The sequence below is a fragment of the Pseudoalteromonas sp. UG3-2 genome (assembly GCF_037120705.1).
In the GTDB taxonomy this organism is placed as follows: domain Bacteria; phylum Pseudomonadota; class Gammaproteobacteria; order Enterobacterales; family Alteromonadaceae; genus Pseudoalteromonas.
On sequence record NZ_JAWLJU010000002.1, the window covers coordinates 1,829,807 to 1,849,710 of the forward strand.

Annotated in this window: 16 protein-coding genes; 5 read left to right on the plus strand and 11 right to left on the minus strand. The window is 44.6% G+C overall.

Features of this window, described 5'->3' with window-relative positions; genetic code table 11:
• Window positions 1-225: 225 nt before the first annotated feature.
• From R3P39_RS11390 to R3P39_RS11405, 4 genes are all read right to left on the minus strand, one after another.
• Window positions 226-2,271 (minus strand): SH3 domain-containing protein, encoded by a 2,046-nt coding sequence (locus tag R3P39_RS11390; RefSeq protein WP_336567583.1) that lies wholly within the window; start codon window positions 2,269-2,271, stop codon window positions 226-228.
• A gap of 55 nt (window positions 2,272-2,326) precedes the next feature.
• Window positions 2,327-4,153, minus strand: coding sequence for a hypothetical protein (locus R3P39_RS11395; protein ID WP_336567585.1), 1,827 nt, complete (start codon window positions 4,151-4,153; stop codon window positions 2,327-2,329).
• A 1-nt stretch (window position 4,154) separates the two neighbouring features.
• Window positions 4,155-4,652, minus strand: a complete 498-nt coding sequence (locus R3P39_RS11400; RefSeq protein WP_336567587.1) for a hypothetical protein — start codon at window positions 4,650-4,652, stop codon at window positions 4,155-4,157.
• 122 nt (window positions 4,653-4,774) lie between these two features.
• Window positions 4,775-5,575, minus strand: a complete 801-nt coding sequence (locus tag R3P39_RS11405) for an ankyrin repeat domain-containing protein (RefSeq protein WP_336567588.1) — start codon at window positions 5,573-5,575, stop codon at window positions 4,775-4,777.
• Window positions 5,576-5,940: 365 nt separating this feature from the next.
• Here R3P39_RS11405 and R3P39_RS11410 point away from each other — a divergent pair, with 365 nt between their 5' ends.
• Window positions 5,941-6,312: a helix-turn-helix domain-containing protein gene (locus tag R3P39_RS11410; RefSeq protein WP_336567590.1), complete on the plus strand. Its 372-nt coding sequence runs from the start codon at window positions 5,941-5,943 to the stop codon at window positions 6,310-6,312.
• Window positions 6,313-6,586: 274 nt separating this feature from the next.
• Here the strand turns inward: R3P39_RS11410 and R3P39_RS11415 are convergent, their stop codons facing one another.
• A complete protein-coding gene (locus R3P39_RS11415; RefSeq protein ID WP_336567591.1) occupies window positions 6,587-9,010 on the minus strand; it encodes a YbcC family protein in 2,424 nt (807 codons plus the stop codon).
• Window positions 9,010-10,581 carry an NADH-quinone oxidoreductase subunit L gene (locus R3P39_RS11420; RefSeq protein WP_336567592.1) on the minus strand — a complete coding sequence of 524 codons (1,572 nt, stop codon included), beginning with the start codon at window positions 10,579-10,581 and terminating at the stop codon, window positions 9,010-9,012. The genes R3P39_RS11415 and R3P39_RS11420 overlap by 1 nt, the downstream gene beginning before the upstream one ends.
• 102 nt (window positions 10,582-10,683) lie before the next feature.
• Here R3P39_RS11420 and R3P39_RS11425 point away from each other — a divergent pair, with 102 nt between their 5' ends.
• Both R3P39_RS11425 and R3P39_RS11430 read left to right on the plus strand, forming a co-directional pair.
• Window positions 10,684-11,577 (plus strand): LysR family transcriptional regulator, encoded by an 894-nt coding sequence (locus R3P39_RS11425; protein ID WP_336567593.1) that lies wholly within the window; start codon window positions 10,684-10,686, stop codon window positions 11,575-11,577.
• 180 nt (window positions 11,578-11,757) lie between these two features.
• The gene (locus R3P39_RS11430) at window positions 11,758-13,377 is read left to right on the plus strand and encodes a FapA family protein (protein ID WP_336567594.1); all 1,620 of its coding nucleotides are present in this window, start codon (window positions 11,758-11,760) and stop codon (window positions 13,375-13,377) included.
• A 67-nt stretch (window positions 13,378-13,444) separates the two neighbouring features.
• Here R3P39_RS11430 and R3P39_RS11435 read toward each other — a convergent pair whose 3' ends face one another.
• The 5 genes from R3P39_RS11435 to asnA all read right to left on the minus strand — a co-directional run bounded on the left by R3P39_RS11435 (window position 13,445) and on the right by asnA (window position 18,524).
• Window positions 13,445-13,837: a RidA family protein gene (locus tag R3P39_RS11435; protein ID WP_336567596.1), complete on the minus strand. Its 393-nt coding sequence runs from the start codon at window positions 13,835-13,837 to the stop codon at window positions 13,445-13,447.
• Between the two features lie 10 nt (window positions 13,838-13,847).
• Window positions 13,848-15,950, minus strand: coding sequence for a bifunctional GTP diphosphokinase/guanosine-3',5'-bis pyrophosphate 3'-pyrophosphohydrolase (gene spoT, locus R3P39_RS11440; RefSeq protein WP_336567598.1), 2,103 nt, complete (start codon window positions 15,948-15,950; stop codon window positions 13,848-13,850).
• A gap of 209 nt (window positions 15,951-16,159) precedes the next feature.
• Entirely contained in the window at window positions 16,160-16,435 is a 276-nt protein-coding gene (gene rpoZ / locus R3P39_RS11445) for a DNA-directed RNA polymerase subunit omega (RefSeq protein ID WP_336567599.1), read from the minus strand.
• A 108-nt stretch (window positions 16,436-16,543) separates the two neighbouring features.
• Window positions 16,544-17,167: a guanylate kinase gene (gene gmk / locus R3P39_RS11450; RefSeq protein WP_336567601.1), complete on the minus strand. Its 624-nt coding sequence runs from the start codon at window positions 17,165-17,167 to the stop codon at window positions 16,544-16,546.
• Window positions 17,168-17,528: 361 nt separating this feature from the next.
• Window positions 17,529-18,524 (minus strand): aspartate--ammonia ligase, encoded by a 996-nt coding sequence (gene asnA / locus R3P39_RS11455; protein WP_336567602.1) that lies wholly within the window; start codon window positions 18,522-18,524, stop codon window positions 17,529-17,531.
• A gap of 162 nt (window positions 18,525-18,686) precedes the next feature.
• On the opposite strand from asnA, the gene asnC reads away from it, so the two are divergent.
• On the plus strand, window positions 18,687-19,145 hold the full coding sequence (asnC, locus tag R3P39_RS11460) for a transcriptional regulator AsnC (protein WP_336567603.1): 459 nt from the start codon (window positions 18,687-18,689) through the stop codon (window positions 19,143-19,145).
• A 50-nt stretch (window positions 19,146-19,195) separates the two neighbouring features.
• Window positions 19,196-19,894 (plus strand): tRNA (guanosine(18)-2'-O)-methyltransferase TrmH, encoded by a 699-nt coding sequence (gene trmH, locus R3P39_RS11465; RefSeq protein WP_336567604.1) that lies wholly within the window; start codon window positions 19,196-19,198, stop codon window positions 19,892-19,894.
• Window positions 19,895-19,904 lie beyond the last annotated feature (10 nt).

Consider the following 19,904-nt stretch of genomic DNA (forward strand, 5'->3'; position numbering starts at 1 on the left):
AGTGCTTACTATTCAACTAGATAATTAATAAAAGCCAACTTCGGTTGGCTTTTTGGTGGCAGAACGAAAGCTCCTTCAGTACCTGAAGCCGTCTTATAATGAAAAAACTAACTCAACTTGGCTGAACCAGTAAACATTACACTTGTAATAAGGTATAGCCAGCCTATCACATCTAAGCCATGTTAGTTGACCAAGTCCGACCCTTTACCATATTTTAAAATACCTCTAATTGCTAATCTCTAGTTCTAGGTAGCCTTCTCCGGTATAGCCATTACCAAACCTTTGGTAGCAAGATTTGCGAGATTGTAGCTTTTGAGCTGCGCTATATGCATCGGCATGAGTACTATTTGTAATTACACCTGAATAACTTCTTTTTGGGATCCCTGAAAATGTAGTGCCACGGCACTCCACTGTATATTGCCAGTTATATTTTTGACTGCTTGAGCTACTTCCAGATGAACCTGAAGTGTAGGTATAACTCCCCGTTCTTTGCGTTGCTTTCCAGTTGTTCGCTAACTTCGCTAAACTATCGGTGCGATGGTATGACCCTATTGCAACGAGCATTTCTTTCACATTATTCAGTTTACTATCAGTTAGATGGCATGCGAAAACATCGTATGTATATGACTCTTTATCATCAAAATTTAATGAGAATAAAGACTCTATAGCTCCTCTATTTCTTGTCCCGGTTTTTGAAGTTTGGTAATCACACTTTGCTTCTTGCTCAATTGCAATACGACTACCTTTATAGTCTAACGTCAACAGGGCTTTTCCATATTTATAATGTGCAGTCACCTTTGGAGAGAAGTTACTAAGCACATATTTATACTCTATAGAGTTCAAAAAATCAGATGGTTGGAAACTTTTCACCACTCCATTGAGCTTCATAAGCTGACTCGAGTAGTCGCGGTAATCTATATTCTTAGACTGGCTAATCAAAGTGACAAAACTAGGTATAGAGCTTCTATGTAGCACCATTTTGGAAAAGTAGATATCAACCAAGTTAGGCTCTAAGTACTGCCCAGCTTTTGTAGCTAGCGACTTTTTCGCTTCGTGTAATAGTTCTCTTTCAGGGCTTATACGGTAAGCTTCCATAAAGCCATTAAACGAGGATTGTTGCATGTATAATCGCTTTAACCCCGCTTTCGACTCTTTGATATATTCCCCTTTTGGGCTAGTGCTTAAATAGTGTTGGTAGGATTCAAAAGCGTTTCTTTTTGCTGCCATAGCATAGAGATTACGATCCACTTCCTTGCGAAACGCCACCAATAGCTGATTGTTTTTAGTAACAGGCTTGCGGCTTAAGAATGCTAAAGATACCCAGCCATTTTTATTACCCAATTTTCCCCAGCCACTCCTTTCTTTTTCTAAACAAACCACCTCTCCTTGTTTTAATTTTCCTACGACTTTGCTGCTGGTGTAACGGCCTTGTCTTACATTTAGGGCTGTTGCATTAGTAAAGTAACAATTAGATTTAGATAAAGGAAACCCATTCGCTTTAAGAAAAGACACCTGCTCCTCAATACTGCCTGTTTGTGCTAATTTTAAACTTTTTCTAAATTCAGCTGTATTGCTCACTCGCTGAATTGTCGGTTCATAAGCATCCTCACCCAATGCTTGCAACTGTCCCGCTAACTTTGTTAGCTTTTGTGGGTCACTCTTATTATCAGAAATAAATGACTTAATGGCTTTATTCGGTAACAAAGGTAAGGGCAAACGAATATTAGATAAATGCTCTATCTCACCACTGCCAAGCTTGGACTTAAATGCCGCCACCACTGAGGAATAGTCAACCACCTCAATAAATAAGTCAGCATTATGAGAAATACCATAGGCTTGACCATCGTAAAGTGCCAAAGCAAGATTGTGCTTCTTTGAATGTGCAACGAAAGTGCACCTGCTTCGACACTTTTCTTTGCTGGGCATGAGTGGTATCGAATCAAGTCTATTTAACTCGCTTTTAGAAATACATGACTCGCGGGGCTCACCTGTTATGGCATTAATAATAAAAGCATCACGGCTGTAACAGTGTTTGCCCCATGCTCTTCTACCCAGGTAAATATCACTCCCCTTGTAAAACAGTATAAAACCATACCGCTTAACTCTATAATTACTTAACCCATTCAAATCACTAATAAAAATATTAACTGTATAACTTGGTAGGTTACTTTTTTTGAAATAGTGATTTTCTTCATTATATTTTTTGTTATATAAAATAGAGCAACCAGATAGTAAAAAAGCAAAAAATAAAAAAATTAGACGATACTTCACACTTGACTCCTTAACATTTAATTTCCTTCCTCAGCTCCACTTTAAAAAATATAAGTTAGTTATCACAAAATTTGTTGCCAAACTCAGCCTTAGAGAGGTATTGATATCGTTCACCGTAATTAGCCCCCCCGTCATCTCTCCACCAGCCCTTACTGTCCTTAAATGCACTTGTCCTGTTACCTGAGTGACAATGAATTATATATATAGTAAATCCATTGGCTGACTGACGTCCGCCATCATATATTTCCTTAACACCAGCACGATTATCTGTACGGCTTTCTTGTGGCCTGCCACGGGAACTTTGAGCGGCTTTGTAAGCACCGCTACCTTTTGGGTTATCCTGCTCTTTGACAGCTATACGCTCTGCTTTTTTGGGATAAATCAACATGTCATGAGTAAACTTGGCATGCTTCCAATGTGCTTTTTGCGTGATTGCAGTTACAGACTTTTCCATATTAAGCGTTTTTGCAAAGTGAACGACACGATTGGTTTGAGGTTGATCTAATTGGCATTGATAAACATCGAAATAACTAATCACTTCAGAGGCCCCTCTCAAGGCTTGAAAAAATGAGGCACCGTGACGATTTGAGCTAGTGTTAGAGAACTCACATGTTCCCTTGAGTTCAGCAGAGAAAAGTTTCCCAGCTACCCTCAGTGTTAGTTGGTATTGATCATCGTGAGTATAGGCACTTAAGTTACTATTTAGGTATTTGATACTATAGCGATAGATTACTCTTTCCTTAAACGAGTCAAGGTTTAAACTGGTATCTAAGCTTGTTAACGAGAGTGCTTTCTTGTAGTACTTAGTGCGGTTGCAAGCGTCGCCGCATTTGGCCAATACTGAATTAAAAAATGTTGGAAGATCTTGCTCATAGCGAACCGCAAAATCAAAGTAGTAGGACACAATATCACTATATGGAAAGTATTTTAGTACATAGCGGTACTCTATAGAGTCAAAAAAGTTACGTGCATTCCTGCCAAACCCAGGTATACCGACTAGCTCCCGGTATATTTCTATTTTGGAACAATTAGTACATTGACTCAGTACGTTATCGATAAAATACGGGATCTCGGAAACATGGGTCAGTAATAGTTTTTTGTAGTGCTCGACAAAGCGCTTATCAACCCAACCAGAATCAATGCTGGGTTTAAAAATATATTGATACGCAATTGAGGATTTTGGCGAGGCTGCATTTATATTGCTCGCCACGCCTTTCAAATCGTAAAAGCCCTGAATGTACTTTCTTCGATCGCATGTTGGGCACCTGTTAAGTACCTGAATAAAAAACTTAGGTAGTGCAGAAATATCTTTGACAAGATGCCGATAATAAGTGGCTGCTATTAGCGCACTGTATTTTTCATTTTCAACGTCATCAGGTTGAGTTGCTGCATTAACTAGTAAGTGTGTATTTTGCTGATATTGATAGTTGGCAATAAACTGAAAAAAATGAGCGCTTTTCAAGTCAAAGGAAAAGACTTTACGCAGCAACCTTTTTGGTACTCGCTCTACAAAGCCATACTCATACTGACTTTCATGCATATTTAGTAAGCTTTTTTTTTCTTCTAGAGTTAGCCGTTCATCTGTTGTTATCTCTTTATTCTTTATCACATAGTCAATTAAGTGATTGGCTAACTCAACCTTTCTTTCTAGAGTTAAGCCAGTCACTATTTTGTTGAAATAGATATCCTTGTCGTTCCCTATAATCAAGTCAACACAAGCAGTAATATTTGACTCATTTATACACTGCTGGTGAGGAGCATCACTTTGCAACTTCAATAATGTTGCATTTACTTCGGCTATACTCAATTTTTTTGCTTCAGCAAAATTCAAAGAGAGCATCAGAGTCAGGCAAAGAAAGTAATATAATTTCCGACTAGGCATACTATGGCTCAATAGGTCTAATGCGATACTGAAAAAACACCCTAGCGGTCCAGTTGCAATGCAAAACGTCATTCGCTAGAGGTTCAGCAAAGTTACATTGAGTTTGATGCCCAATAAAAGCGCCACTTTCTTGTTTGTACAATCTTATACACGGTACCCAATTAAACTCTGCAGTCGAAGTTACTCCCACTGCAATACATACAACTGGCTGGCCTATACGCTCTTTCGCTGTTGGCTCAAAGTCTTCGTATGGTGATGGACTACCATAATTGAATGTGGCATGGCGAGTAAACCACAAACCACTCAACATCTCATCGTTATCAAGGGTGTGATATAAAAGTGTGCCGTCTTCCAAGAGATAGAAGTCTTCTATACTGGAAGATAAACGGTAATTAGATAGCACCTTTCTTAGTTCAGACTCTTGATCTATTAACGTTTTTGCTTGAACTTTAGATAAAACTAAACATAGCAAAGAAAAAAGTAGCCAGTTTTTACCCATTTAACTAACACCATTTTTAAAAAAGACCGTAACTTCCCCGGTACAGCTAAAAAAATAAGCCTATAAACTCAAATAAAAAGCGTCGGACTCTATATAAAAACAGTCCTTGCTTATGGCTTTACTTACAAGGCTTCACGCTTTTTTATTAATGCCCTAAAGTCATAATTACAATAACGACCAAACTTGAGGTTATCTGTTGGCTTTGGTTTAAAACTCTTGTTCATCAAAGCATAATCACAGTAGATGGAAGCTAATATTGGCAAAGTTTGCTTACTGTTTGGGTTTTGAAAGTTTTCTAAGTGCGCTTTTCTCACCTTCTCTATATTTAAGTTGTCCCCTGCTCTATTACCATAATAACGAGTAACTCCAACATTCCCGCCGCCCACAGCCCAACTTAAAATATCACCGCCCTGTGCATCCTTAGCAAAAAAAGCCCTGTCGTCTAGGAGGTAAAAAAATGTCTCGCCAATTCCGCTAAAAGCCGCCCTCATATATGGTGTTACTTGATTATAATCTGCCCTTTCAGCTAACTTGGTATTGCCTGCTTTTAGGTAGGTAAAAACTTCAACTTGTTTACCTTGTGCAGCAGCATGGAAAGCGGTTTCACCATCTTTATTTTTTGCTTTTATCTCAGCTCCATTATTTATCAAATACTCAACAACTTTTAGCTGACCTTTATAAGCCGCCATCATAAGCGGAGTAATGCCGTTATCATTTCGCTTATTAACAGCCTCAACTCCATATTCTGCAACTTTGCCTTTAACTCCTTCTAAATCCCCTTTTGCCGCTAAACTGTGAATGTCACTTCCTGGCAATATATTTTTTACTGTATTAGATGCGTTATCAAAAAACTCAGCTGAACTCTGACAGCCGGTCATAAGCACTATTGTCGAAAGTGGTATTAGTAAACTTTTAATATTCATTTGAATTCCTTGAAAGATAATTTAGGGTGGTCTCGCTTTAACTAAAACAAAGTTTTTTCACCTATCAAAAGCCATTAAAGCAATAATTCAACCCAGCTTCCTTCCTTAAATCGAACAAAACAAAATATTAAGCAAATAACAAACCTATCACCTACGACAGCAGTTATTGCCACAACACTCTCCTCAAAATAAACCAGTCAAATGAAGCGAAAGGCGCCTGCTCTCAGCCCATAAACCTTATGCTTGAATTCATTGGTAAAAAAATTCTCAATCTGATTAGAAAAATCAGATGAAATTTCGTAGCTAGAAAACACTGCCTATTTCGCCACAGAATAAGTGACATTTATTCTTCACAGCCTTTAACAATGACCAAAAAGAAATGCAGCTGTACAGACTTTAAAAGTCAACTGGAACACAATATCGAATTACTTATCAGTAAAAGCCTTACTCAACCATTCGAGCGAAAAAATTTTTCTATTTCGGAGTTAGCATGCTTGTTTACAGTGACACCAAACACATTACGACGCTGGTGCCAAGAGGAGGTAGGAGTGTCAACTAAAGATTTTGTAGCAAAGTACCGAATTGCAAAAGCAAAGCAAATGCTGCTTGATGGAAAACGCCCTTCTATTATCGCATTGGAGTTAGGCTTCAGTGAACACAAAACGTTCACCACAGTTTTTAAAAGGCTTACTAATCACTCACCCATGGCGTATCGGCAAGCAAATACGAAAGCTTAATCCAAAGGTATGCGCTTAACCTATACTTTGGTAGCAGATTAGAAAGTTCACTTTATGGCAACAGCCTTCATGCAATTTAGGCTATCGATAGAGTTAGCTGGATTAGCTATAAAATGTTTATTTCACCAAGCTCCACCTGCTTTTAGCTTATCGAGAAAACTCCCTCGTTGGCTTCGCTGATTGCGCTTGGCTACTCGTTAGTTCATAAGTAAACGTTATTCCCTAATTGAAAATACCAACCTTTAATAACAGCCCTTAACACTGATTTTCTCTGTTATGCCACATTAACCCAACTTCCCTGCTCATAACGCTGAACGGTTTGACCCTCTGGGGCCAGTGCCAGTAAATACAGCCATTCGTTTTCAATCAGTTGTTTTACCACCTCATGCTCGGCCATGATTTGCTCGAGCGCACTGGTGTTGGCGCGCACAATTACACTTAAGCGTTGTGGTGTGTGCATCCACTGCTCGCCATTGTGCAGTGATTGAATGGGTAGGCCAATGCGTAAATCGCCGCCATTACCCTCGAACACCCCGATCCTGCCGCCTACGGCATTGTGCAATACCTTATTGCCGCTACCATATTTGTGGTTGTCGGTAACTGAGGCGTTGTATTGCATGTTGATCCAGTTGGTCACCAGCATGGGGGCGGTTAAAATAGCGGTTAGCTGGCTGGCATCTGGGTCTTGCTCACATTGGTATTCGTGTAAAAATACCCGCCCTTGTAAGTCTAACCCTTGAGTGCTGGCTCGGGGCGCGATAATAAAAGCGGCATTATTGGCCAGCCCCCACTCGGGGCGGACTTGCGACCAATCTTTGGTGCGCTTAGTAAATTGCTTTTCAAGCTGAGCTGCAGTTAAGGAGCTTGGGTTTAACGCCAGAGTTTGTGCGCGCTCAACCCGTGCCTGGTGGGAAGCCTGTTGCAGCCAATTGCTCACGTCTTCACCTACTGCAGCATAGGTGGTAATGGCCTCGGTGGTGGTATTATGCAGCGCGGCAATAAACTGAGTGTGCTCAGGAATGTTGACTCCCAGCAAACTGAGCTCGGCTCTCACCGCGCTGTCGTTAAGTAATTGTGCTAACACCTTTACGTTTACCTCACCAGACTGACCACCACATGCACCACATTGCAGTCCGGCTTCGTGTAAATTATTGGTGGTTTTGGCGCCATGCCCCACCAGCAGCACCGTGGGGGCAAACTCGTTTAAACCAATGCCAGCCAGGATCCCCGCGGCCAGTTGCGCTTGCTCGGCTGCGGTAATATCCCGCTCTCCCTCTTTTAACTGCCACGCTTTGCCGTCAATATGACCATCAACGGGGTGCTCTGCGCTGTGGCGACCAAACACCTTATTTAGCAGCTGATAAAAGTAACTAACCCCCATGGATTCCACCATAGAAAAGGACGCGGCAGCCGAGTGTGACCAGCTTTGCCAGCGGCTTGCCTGTTGGCGGTGGGTTTTTAGGTTGCTGTCTGCTGCAGTTTGCACCGCCGTTAAAGGCGCTTTAAGCAATCCCGGAAGCTGAGGTCGTGTAAACCGACTTTGCTCGGCTTGATATTCAATGGGCAAACCAAAAAAGCCTGCATACCCTAGCGTTTGTACTTCGCCAGACTGAGCTTCTAAAGCGCGGCGAATCACCTCAGAGCGCACATCAATACAAAACGCAGCTTGTAAGCGAGGTTTAGCATGCTCTTGAACCTTGCTGTTTTGCAGTTGCTGGCAAAGCCCTGCTTGATAGCTGAGCTCCAACGCTCGCTGAAAAACCATACGTGGCTGCAACGCCTTTTTATGTTCGGCAACAATTTCGGCTAATTGCAGTTTTTGCTTACTCCAGTGGTATTGAATCCGCGTAAAGGTAGTGGGATGGCGGTCACTGACATATTGCCAAATCACCAGCTCCCAAGCCATTCGAATTGCCAGCAAGGCTTGCATGTCTGACTCAGGAGCTTGATTCAAATCCGCTTGCCAGCGCTCATAGGCAGCCCACGATGCCCAGCCATTCACATCTAGCAATAACATATGGGCGTAATCACTGAGCTCGGTAAAGTCCACCCCCAAGGTATCAATAGCCTGTGCTAACAAGGCTTCTGGCTCTGTGGGCAGGCGTTTAAAGTACTCAACTAAGCCAGACTCTGCCATCACAATGCTAATGCCAAAATCACGCGACACGGTTTCGTGCCAATGGCGATATAAACACAACTTCTCGGCATTTTGCGTTTGCTGTAGCACCGGCTGCACCTGTTGATAGTGTGCGGCACAAAACTGACTGATCTGATGGCTTATTTCTTCTTGCCACGGCATTTTATGCTGTGAGCGGTGACGGTCGAATAAATCCGCAAGCGTATGCCAGTGGGGCAGATCGTTGCACTGGCTGGTTTTCAGCCAGTTGAACAACTCTCGCGGCGACTTATTGAGCTGGTAGTGCTTAGCCGCGGCCAGTAAGCCCGCTTCGGTGATCTCCCCTTGCTGCCACTGCTGTAAATAAAAAGCGATGGGCATCAGCATGCGCACCTGTGCCAATGCACTCATTTTGGTGGCCACATTATCAAACAGCTGCTCGCGCATTCCCCAAAAAGGATTCACTGCGATTAACTGATCTAATGGCCAAGTGGGCGCTATGCGCTGCTCTGCAGTATTTAACTGCTCTAACTGCGGTGCAGATAACTCAAGCTCAGGTGACGTTAACGGTGTCGCTGACATTATTTTTGCTCCTCATGAGTGGCAACATAATGGTGCATCGCAAGACGCTTTTGTTTTTTACTGGTGGGTAAGTGCACTGGCCAAAGCAAGATAGTCAAGCGTGTCATCCACTCATCGAGATACAAGCCGGCATACAAAGCTCGTGACATGCGCTGCACTTTGGCAGAGCCAGCGCGGTAATAAAGCAGATAGTTCACCACAATTAAGCTTATCACCAGCAGCATGACCCAAATATCGGCGGCACCAAGGGCCTCAGCTCTGAGCTCACTAGGCAGCGTCACAGCAAAGGAGAAAAGCCATTTTTGTACGCTATAAGCTGCTAATAACAAGGCGGCAACCATCACAATACGCACATAGCTGCTCAGCGCTTGCTGTTCAAAACGCAGTGCCAGCCATACCGTAAGGGCACCGATAAACAACACCCAAATACTCACAGGCCCGTGATAATTAATCAGCAGCGCGCCCGTTACGGTGATCGCGGTTGCCATGACCAAACTGAAAAACCATTGCCACAGGGTGGGCTCCGTTTGCGCGCATAGACGGCGCTTTAAGTCTTCGTGCACCCATTGGCTTGAATTTAAAAAGGCATGGGCTTTGTAAGCAGAGTGGGCTAACAAATGCAGTAACGCCAGCTCGTATAATCCCAAAGCACACTCCACCAGCATTAACCCCATCTGAGCACTGGTAGACCAAGCTAAACGCACTTTAAGGCTGATCCGGGTGGTCATAATCAATGCTGCCAGCAAGGTGGTGAACCCAGCCACTACCAGCAGTAACCACTTTGCCGCTGGCACATTTAGCACTAGAGGGCCGAACAGCATAATCAAAAAACCACCGAGATTAATAATGCCAGCATGGAGTAGCGCACTGACTGGGGTTGGCGATTCCACCACTTGCATAAGCCAACCATGCACCGGTAACTGTGCACACTTAATTAGCGCCACTAAGGCCAGCAAAATAGCCGCGGTTTGCTCTAAGGGCTGCAGTTCCCCTGTATGTTGAGCGTAATACGCAGTGATAGTGCTGATTTGTAGGCTGTCGGTGCTGAGGTATAAGCATATAAATGCCGTCAGTAGCGCTCCCTCGGCTAGGCGCGCTAAGATAAACTTTTTATGGGCTGCCAAGGCGGCGCGAGGACGGTTAGGATAGAATAGCAGCAGTCGGTGCAAGCTTAAGCTAATGCCCATCCAGGCCAACCAAAAAAGCACTAGGTGGTCACTTAGCACCACCAATGACACGCTAAATAGCGTGGTCAGTAAGTTACGAAAGTAGCGGCCTCTGTCTTTATCGCCATCGAGGTAATGAATGGAATAACGCAGCAACACAAAGCTCATAAAGACAATTAAAGACAGTATGGTTAAGCGCAATAACGACAGCTCAAACAGCACACTTAACCCTGCACTGTTTTGCCACCACGCTCCCCAAAGCAACAGCAGTAGTGTCAGGCTGGTTAATGCAAACAAGTTGCTAGCCCGAAACAACCCAGCATTTTTACGTTTTGGCTGCCCCATAAACCAAGCCGCCGCAATAAACAGTATCAGTAGTAAGACAACTAGAGTGTTTAATATCACGTGCTATCCCCTTTTTAGACTGTCGCTATTATTTCAGCCTTTCTAACTCAAGAAAAATAGATATAATTTAAGTATTCGTTCTGTTTTATGTATGGGTTAGCAATGAGTCGGCTGAATTACCACCATCTATTTTACTTTTGGCAAGTGGCCAAAGTGGGCAATTTAACCCAGGCAGCAAAAGCACTGCACATTTCCCAGTCGGCCCTTTCAGCGCAAATAAAACAGCTTGAGCACACCATGGATGTGGTGTTATTTGAGCGGGTTGGTCGCCGCCTTATGCTCACCGATCAAGGCAAACATGTGCTCACCTACGCCAATGATATATTCACCACAGGGCAAGAGTTAGAAGCATTATTAAGTAAAGGAGTGCAATCGACCACACACATCACCATAGGGGTACTCACAACGCTATCGCGAAATTTTGTCGAGGCGTTTATAAGCCCCCTAATGCAGCGCAGTGATGTACAGATAAAATTGCAAACCGGCAGCATGGCGGAGCTACTAAACGGCTTAAGCAATTATGAAATTGATTTAGTACTCACCAACCGCACCGTCAACGCCGATACTTCCGACCCTTTTTGGCAGTGCCAACAGGTAGCAAAACAACCACTGGCGATTATTGGGCCGCCAGAGCTAGACCCAAAAAGCACTTTCCCCCAGGGTTTTGCCGATACTCGCTGGATATTACCGCCCAACAGTTCCGATTTGCGCACCGCTTTTAACGCCTTGTGTGCGCAATACCAATACTTCCCAGACATTCTTGCCGAAGTGGACGACATGGCAATGATGCGACTGCTTGCACGTGACAGTGGCGCCGTTGCGGTATTGCCTGCGGTGGTTGTTAAAGATGAAATAGCGCAAGGGATCCTAAGCCAATATCAATCCCTGCCTGGCATTTATGAGTACTTTTATGCCATTTCCAGTCATAAAAAGGTGGTGCCAGAGGCGTTAAAAATGTTATTGCAACATGCTCACTCGTCAGTCCCAGATCTGTGACTCCACCCCTCCTGAGCAGAACTCTACGGATCAGTTAAAAGTATGAGAAAAAAGCCTATTGTATAGCGATTGCAGGCAGTACTGATTAATATCAAGAATTTTATTATAAGCACTTGACCATTTGGTGTTTATTTTGCAAGCTGAAACTATTAGGAAAGAAGTTTTGGTGGGGAAGCTCAGGTGTTTAAGCTAGCACACAACGGTAATATTTTAATGGATGTGAAGAGTACTTCACCGCCAAGTGCTGCTTTTATTATCGAGGCACTGGAAAAGTCGCCGTATGCCGACTGCGAAATAGACCATGATGCCATTAATGCCTACTTTGACAGCGACTTTCCTGAAAGCCAGATTGTTGTTGCAAAACAATGTGATGCTGAATTTACAGTAACCCTCACCGATGACAAAATGCAAGCTTATGGCAAACTAGTCACCGCTAAGGGTGGCAAAAAAATAAGCCTCGATGACGCCAAAAAAGTCATTGTTAAAGCGGGAGTCAGCCGCGGTTACAAACAAGCTTATTTGGAGCAAATTCTCAGTAAGCAGTTTGAGCTGTCACCAGGCGAAGAGGCCTCAGGGCTCATTGCCCAAGGTCGGCCACCCCAAGATGGCCAAGCGGCAAAACTGCTCCCTCATGTGCAAACCTTAAAAGAGCGCCTTAAACAGCCGAAGTTACGAGAAGACGGCACCGTTGATATGCGCGACTTTGGCAAGTTGGCCAGTGTTGCTCCCGGTGACTTATTGGCAACCCAAAAACCGGCAACGCCAGGGAAAGAGGGCTTTACCGTTACCGGCGATACCATTGAAGCCAAAGCCGGAGAAAGCTTTCAATTAACTCCAGGAGAAGGCACCGAGATAAACCCCAACAACCCACTTGAGCTGGTAGCAACCATTGCTGGCTGCCCCTCAGATATTGCCAATGGCATGCGGGTTGATGATGTCTTTACCATTGCCGACGTCAATGTTAAAAGTGGCCACGTTGACTTTAATGGCAGCGTTATTGTTACCCACAATGTCGACCCTGGTATGAAAGTAACAGCCCAAGGTGATATCACCGTGATGGGCACGGTGGAATCGGGACAGCTCGTGGCTGGCGGGAGTATTGAAGTAAAAGGCGGCGTAATTGGTCACTTAGATCACCAAAACAACGATCAAGGCCTCACCTGCCAATTGATCGCTAAAGGCAATATCGACATTGCTCATGGCCAATACACCTACCTTGAAGGTGACAACGTCTTTATCAGTAAGCAAAGTAACCATTGCGATATTAAAGCCAATAAGCTTATTCAAGTGGGTACCGGTGAGCATCCAAACGGTAAGCTTATCGGGGGTACCATCATTGATGCACAAATGGTGGTGGCAGGAGAAATAGGCAGTGAGTCTGGTGCCAAGATGATGGTGTACTTAGCTCGTAAAGGCCTCAAGATCACCGAAGATACCGACCAACTGTTTAAAGAAGTGGCGGCCACTAATGAATCATTAGATCAGCTTCAACAAGCCATTGAAAAAGCAGAACTAGTTAAAGATAACGAGAAAAAGCAACAACTGAAAACCAAGATCGGCGCCACTCAAATGCATTACTGCCAGCAGGCAGAGCAGCTAGAAAAACAACTCAGTCAGCTTGAGCAGGAGCTTCATGCCCTGCTTGAGGGCACTAAGCTCTCTGCTAACAAAGCACTCCACAGTGGTGTGGAGATCCATATTTTCGACCGCGTACAAAAGACCACTCGCAGTTACCCGCCCTGCACAGCCACACTGCAAGAAAACAAAGTAAAAATCGACTTTAAGACCGCAGGTCAATAAACAAGCTCACTGCAATGACATAAAAAAAGCCGCTTTATAGCGGCTTTTTACTATTAATTTCAAACTATTAATTGGTTGATGGCAGTTCCATGATGCCATCAATTTCAATTTGTGCGCCTTTAGGTAGCTCTTTAACCCCAATCGCCGCACGGGCCGGGTAAGGCGTTCTAAAGTACTGCGACATAATCTCGTTAACGGTGGCGAAGTTGCTTAAATCCGTTAAGAATATATTAACTTTGACCATATCTTGCAGCTCACCACCAGCCTCTTCACAAACCGCAATGAGGTTCTTAAATACTTGATGGGTTTGCTCAGCAAAGTCTTCAGAAATAAATTCCATGGTCTCTGGCACCAATGGGATCTGACCAGACAAATAAACCGCAGTGCCTACTTTTACCGCTTGGTTATAAGTCCCAATGGCAGCAGGTGCTTTGTCTGTTGATATAATTGCTTTGTTCATTCGTTTTCCTTTATTTTTTACGGTATACGCGCTGTACGTCTGGCATCACTCGGATCCGTCGCATAATGTCGGCGACATGAACTCGGTTTTTCACTGTGACGCCAAAATCAATCACGTATAAATTACTTTCTTTCTCTTCCGTTGCGATCTCAACAATATTCGCTTGCGCGGCAGCCACCACATTGGTTAGCTTAGCCAGCGCACCTTGATGGTTAATGATCTCAACTCGCAGAGCGGCGATATATTCTTTCTCTGGGTTATCTTCCCATTTCACTACGAAATACTTCGAGCGTTCGTTTTGCCAGCCCTTAATATTTTTACACTCTTGGCGGTGAACCATAAGCCCTTTGCCTTGGCTCACATACGCCGTGATCTCATCTCCAGGCACCGGGCGGCAACACTTGGCATACGTTACCAACATGCCCTCAGTTCCTATGATGGCGGCTTTGGCGTCTTTGGCGATGTCTTCTACAGCTTTGTCGTCTTGCAGCAAACGCTTCGCAATCAAGAGGCTCATAATGTTGCCGCTGCCAATTTCCACTAACAGCTCCAACAGTGTATTTAAACTGTGCTCGGCTAGCACACTGTCGATTTGCTCTTGTGGAATATCATCTAGCTTGTATTCACCAAGAGCTGAATCGAGTAACCGGTGACCTAACTGAATCGCTTCTTCTTGTTGCTGACTCTTGAGGTAATTGCGGATCCCTAAGCGCGCCTTGCCAGTCACCACGAAGTTTAACCAGGTGGCATTAGGGTGTGCGCCTGAGCTGGTGATCACCTCAACGGTTTGTCCTGTGTCTAAGGCTTTACTCAACGGATATGGTTTGCGATTCACTCGCGCGCCAACACAAGTATTACCCACGTCGGTGTGCACTGCATAGGCAAAATCGACCGCGGTTGCACCCATTGGCAACTCAACAATGCGACCATCCGGAGTGAAGACATAAATTTCTTCTGGGAATAATTCGGTTTTGACGTTTTCCACAAATTCAAACGACGACCCAGCGCTTTGTTGCAGCTCAAGAAGGCTTTGCATCCACTGCCTTGCACGCTGCTGCGCGGTATGGCCGGCATTATCGCCCGCTTTTTTATACATCCAGTGGGCAGCAACCCCTTTGTCTGCCATGTGATCCATGTCATGGGTACGAATTTGGATCTCAACCGGAATACCATGTGGCCCAACTAACGAGGTATGCAATGACTGATAACCATTGGTTTTAGGCACGGCAATATAGTCTTTAAAGCGGGTTTCAATGGGTTTATAAAGGTTGTGGGCAACACCCAGTACACGATAACAGGTATCTAAACTATCAACGTTAATACGGAAGGCGTAAATGTCCATCACTTCGTTGAACATTAGCTCTTTATTGAGCATCTTACGGTAAATGCTGTATAAATGCTTCTCGCGACCGCTGACCGAACCAACAATGCCCGCCTCTTCTAAGCGAGATTCGATTTCCGATTGGATGTTGCTGATCACTTCTTTCCGATTACCCCGCGCCTTGGCTACTTCTGAACGGAGCGCACGATAACGCATTGGGTAAAGAGCCTGAAAACCAAGATCTTCAAGCTCATTTTTAATATCGTGAATACCTAAACGATTGGCAATTGGTGCGTAAATTTCTAACGTTTCACGAGCAATACGACGGCGCTTATCAGGGCGCAGTGCCCCTAAGGTGCGCATATTGTGAGTGCGGTCGGCAAGCTTAATGAGGATCACCCGAATATCTTGGGTCATCGCCATGATCATTTTGCGGTAGTTTTCGGCTTGGAATTCTTTTTTGTCTTTAAAACTGAGTTTATCAAGCTTCGACACGCCTTCAACCAGTTCCGCCACGGTTTCACCAAAGATTTCCGCTAAGTCATCTTGACTGAAATCGGTGTCTTCAATGACATCGTGCATTAACGCCGCCATTAAGGTTTCATGGTCAAGGCGCATGCTAGCAAGTATTTGCGTAACTTCAACAGGGTGCGTGATGTAAGGCTCACCACTTGAGCGCGTCTGTCCCTCATGGGCCTCGCGGGCTACCACGTAGGCTTTTTGCACCAGCTCAACGTCTTCTGGCGACAGATATTCTGATATTTTCTTTTTTAGGCCTTCAAACAGATACATTCACACTCCAATGTTCCACAGAAGCTACGCGCAGCAGCCAAGCTTTATAGGTTATAGCAATAGAATATACGACGAAACACCGGCAATGCCAATGACCAATTAGCCGCAGTCACAGTATCTTCATCGAGAAAAAGTGCGTGGTGTTAAAAAGAATAATGCCAGCAAAAGCTGGCATTATTACTCGTATACTAAGGTATAGTGCGGTTGGTTTAGCGATTGCCACCAACGATTGCAGCTACAGCAGCCATTTCCGCTGCTTCTTGGTTTTGCTGCTCTTCACGGTCGATGATATCAAGCGAGTCCGTAGTCACAAAACCTTCCTCAATTTCACGTAGCGCGATTACGGTTGGCTTGTCATTTTCAGCTTCAACCATAGGATCTTTACCGCCTACAGAAATTTGGCGAGCGCGACGCGCTGCTACTAAAATCAAGTCAAAGCGGTTACCAATTTTATCTACTGCATCTTCTACAGTTACGCGAGCCATCGAAGCACTCCAAATTCAGTTCATTTTGCAAAAAGCTAGTTTACTGTATGTCTAGCCTTTCGCCAAGTATTGATGATTAAAAAACCTGACTTTCAGCTAAGTTTTATCTTATTTTAGCAGATCGGCGATTAAGTCTTGGTGACGCACTTTTTGTGCCTGCTGTTCTAACCGAGCTGCTAGCACAATGTGCTCAAGCTCTTTGCGGGCTTGGTCAAAATCGTCATTGACCAGAATATAGTCAAACTCATCATAATGCGAGCTTTCCGACTTAGCCTCGGCCATACGCCCAGCAATGACTTCTTGTGAGTCTTGTCCACGGCCGTTTAAGCGCTGCTCTAGCTCAGCAGTGGAAGGCGGTAAAATAAAAATGGTTTTCACCTCGGGCATCAGCTCACGCACTTGGCGCGCCCCTTGCCAATCAATATCTAAAAACACATCGATGCCAGCTGCCAGCTGCTCCTCAATGGCCTTTTTCGAGGTGCCGTAGTAGTTTTCGAATACTTGTGCCCACTCAAAAAAGTCGCCTTGTTCAATTAGCTGCTTAAACTCATCCACCGCGACAAAATGATAATGTACGCCGTTTTCTTCACCAGGACGCGGAGCACGAGTGGTGTGAGACACCGACACTTTTATGTCTTGGTGCTGTTCCAACAAGGCTTTTATTAAACTCGATTTACCGGCACCAGAAGGAGCCGAAAGGATAAATAAATTACCGTGTGTAGGTGCTGTCATAGTCGTTCTCAAGAGTTCAGTGTGGACCGAGCAAAGAGGTGTTTGTCGAGCCATCAGGTGCGCTAAAACCGGGGATTATACCGTCTTAACAAGTAAGAATACACTATCAATGGTGAGAAGAAAAAAGTGAGGAATAAACCGCGCATAATGTGTAACCCAGAAACCTATGCAGCTGTGGTTTATTCCTCGAAGTCAAAGGAACAATGCGTTGTACTGTTTTGCTCTATGTTTCAATCTAGCGCGGCATAAAGCCGCGCCTACAACGACACTCCAGTGCGGCAGTGAGTTTACCTCACGGTTTCAACCCCTCGCGGCGTAAAGCCGCTCCCACAACAGCACGCTAGTAAGCATCAAGCTGCGCTTATAATAGTCCGTCTACACTGCGGCGAACTTCTTCTGGCCAGACTCCTACTTGCACCTGACCAATGTGTTGCTTTTGCAAAAGCAACATCACTAGGCGTGACTGACCGATACCACCGCCTATGGTTTGCGGCAATTCACCGGCCACTAATTGTTGGTGCCATTCTAATTGTAACCGCGCTTGATCATCGGTTAGCTGTAATTGTCGTGCCAGGGAATCTGGGCAAACGCGAATTCCCATCGACGAAATTTCAAAGGCGTCTTCAAGCACTGGGTTCCAAACTAAAATATCGCCGTTTAATCCTTGATATTGCTCACACGTTGGCGTTGACCAATCATCGTAGTCTGGAGCGCGAACATCATGAATTTGGCCATCTCCCAGCGCCCCACCAATACCAATTAAAAACACCGCACCGTACTCTTGTGCAATGGCTTTTTCGCGCTGCTTAGCGCTAAAATCAGGGTACATCTCACGCAGCGCTTCAGTGTGTACAAAAGTGATAGTGTCTGGCAAGAACGGTTCGAGACCAAATTCGTCTGCCACCACTTGTTCGGTTTTTTTAATCGCGCGGTATAAGGTTTCAACCGTCTCCTTTAATTTCGCAAGCGAGCGCTCTGAGTCGGCGCAAATAACCTTTTCCCAATCCCATTGATCCACATACACCGAGTGAATTGGCGACAGCTTATCTTCGTCTGGACGCAAGGCTTTCATATGGGTATACAGCCCCTCTCCGACGGCGAAGCCATAATCACCTAGGGTCTTACGCTTCCACTTTGCCAAAGAGTGCACCACTTCAAATTGTGCTTCCGGCAAGGTTTTAACGTTTACTTTTACCGCTTGCTCATGACCACTGAGGTTATCCTGTATACCATCACCAAGGCGGGCTAAAATAGGAGCCTGCACCTCAATTAATCCTAACTGTTCGGTTAACTGACTGGAAAATACCTGCTTAACGCGGGCAATTTGCTTTTGGCTTTCTTGATACTTGCTCAACATAATTCGGTCCTCATTCCCAATTATTCTTAACTGCTTGAGCTCATATTTAAAGAATCAAACAAAAAACGCAATAACCCACAACAAAAACAGCTTTACATAATTATTTTCAACAAAAATATGCTATAAATTTTAAACAATCCCTAATCAAGCTAGAAAAATCCCATGGAAAATTACGAAATCGATAATTTAGATAAATCGATACTGCACGCATTAAAAGAAAATGCTCGCACGCCCTACGCCGAATTAGCAAAACGCTTTTCGGTGAGCGCCGGCACCATTCATGTTCGGGTAGAAAAAATGAAGCAAGCAGGCATTATCGAGGGCACTCAGGTAAGTATTAACGCCAAACAGTTAGGCTACGACGTGTGCTGTTTTATTGGCATTAACCTCAAACACGCCGGTGATTATCCTGGTGCCATTGCACAGTTAGAGGCATTTGAAGAGGTGGTGGAGGCCTACTACACCACCGGTAATTACAGTATTTTTATTAAGGTGATGGCCCGCTCTATTGATCACTTGCAAGATGTCTTAATCAACAAGGTGCAAACCATAGAGTCCATTCAATCCACCGAAACCCTGATCTCGCTGCAAAACCCGATTCAGCGTACCGTTATGCCCTAGCCGCTTTTTTGTTATAATCGCGGCAGTTTTTTGATTAGAGTAGAAAATAGATGGCAGAGAAACGATTCCATCGAGTAAAAAGCGTGTTAGATAGACGCCAAACCGATCTTACGGTGTGTTTGGACGAAGTACACAAACACCACAACTTATCGGCCATCGTGCGTACCGCAGATGCCGTTGGCTGTCATCACATTCATGCAGTATGGCCACAAGAGCAACGCCGCCTCACCAACAACACCTCGGGTGGCAGTAAAAACTGGGTCGAAACCCATATGCATGAGCATATTGATGACGCGGTAGCGACGATCCGCGAGCAAAATCCAGGGGTACAATTACTGGCGACCAACTTAAGCGACAGTGCCGTCGATTTTCGCGAGATTGATTATACTAGGCCTACCGCCATTATCGTTGGCCAAGAGCGCTTGGGAATTTCTGACCGAGCCCTTGAACATGCCGATCAGCACATTGTTATTCCGATGCAAGGCATGGTGCAGTCATTAAACGTGTCGGTGGCTGCAGCCCTTATTTTGTATGAAGCACAGCGCCAACGTGACGCTGCCGGTTTGTATCAGCGCACCGATATGATGGATCCTGTGGTAAAACATAAGTTGCTTTTTGAGGGCTGTCATCCAATTATAGCAACTCGTTGCCGCGACAAGGGATTGCCTTACCCGGCACTGGACGAGCACGGTGAGATTGTCGCCGACGACACATTTTGGGATATTCTAAAGTTTAGTCAAAAGAAATAACTGCAATGGC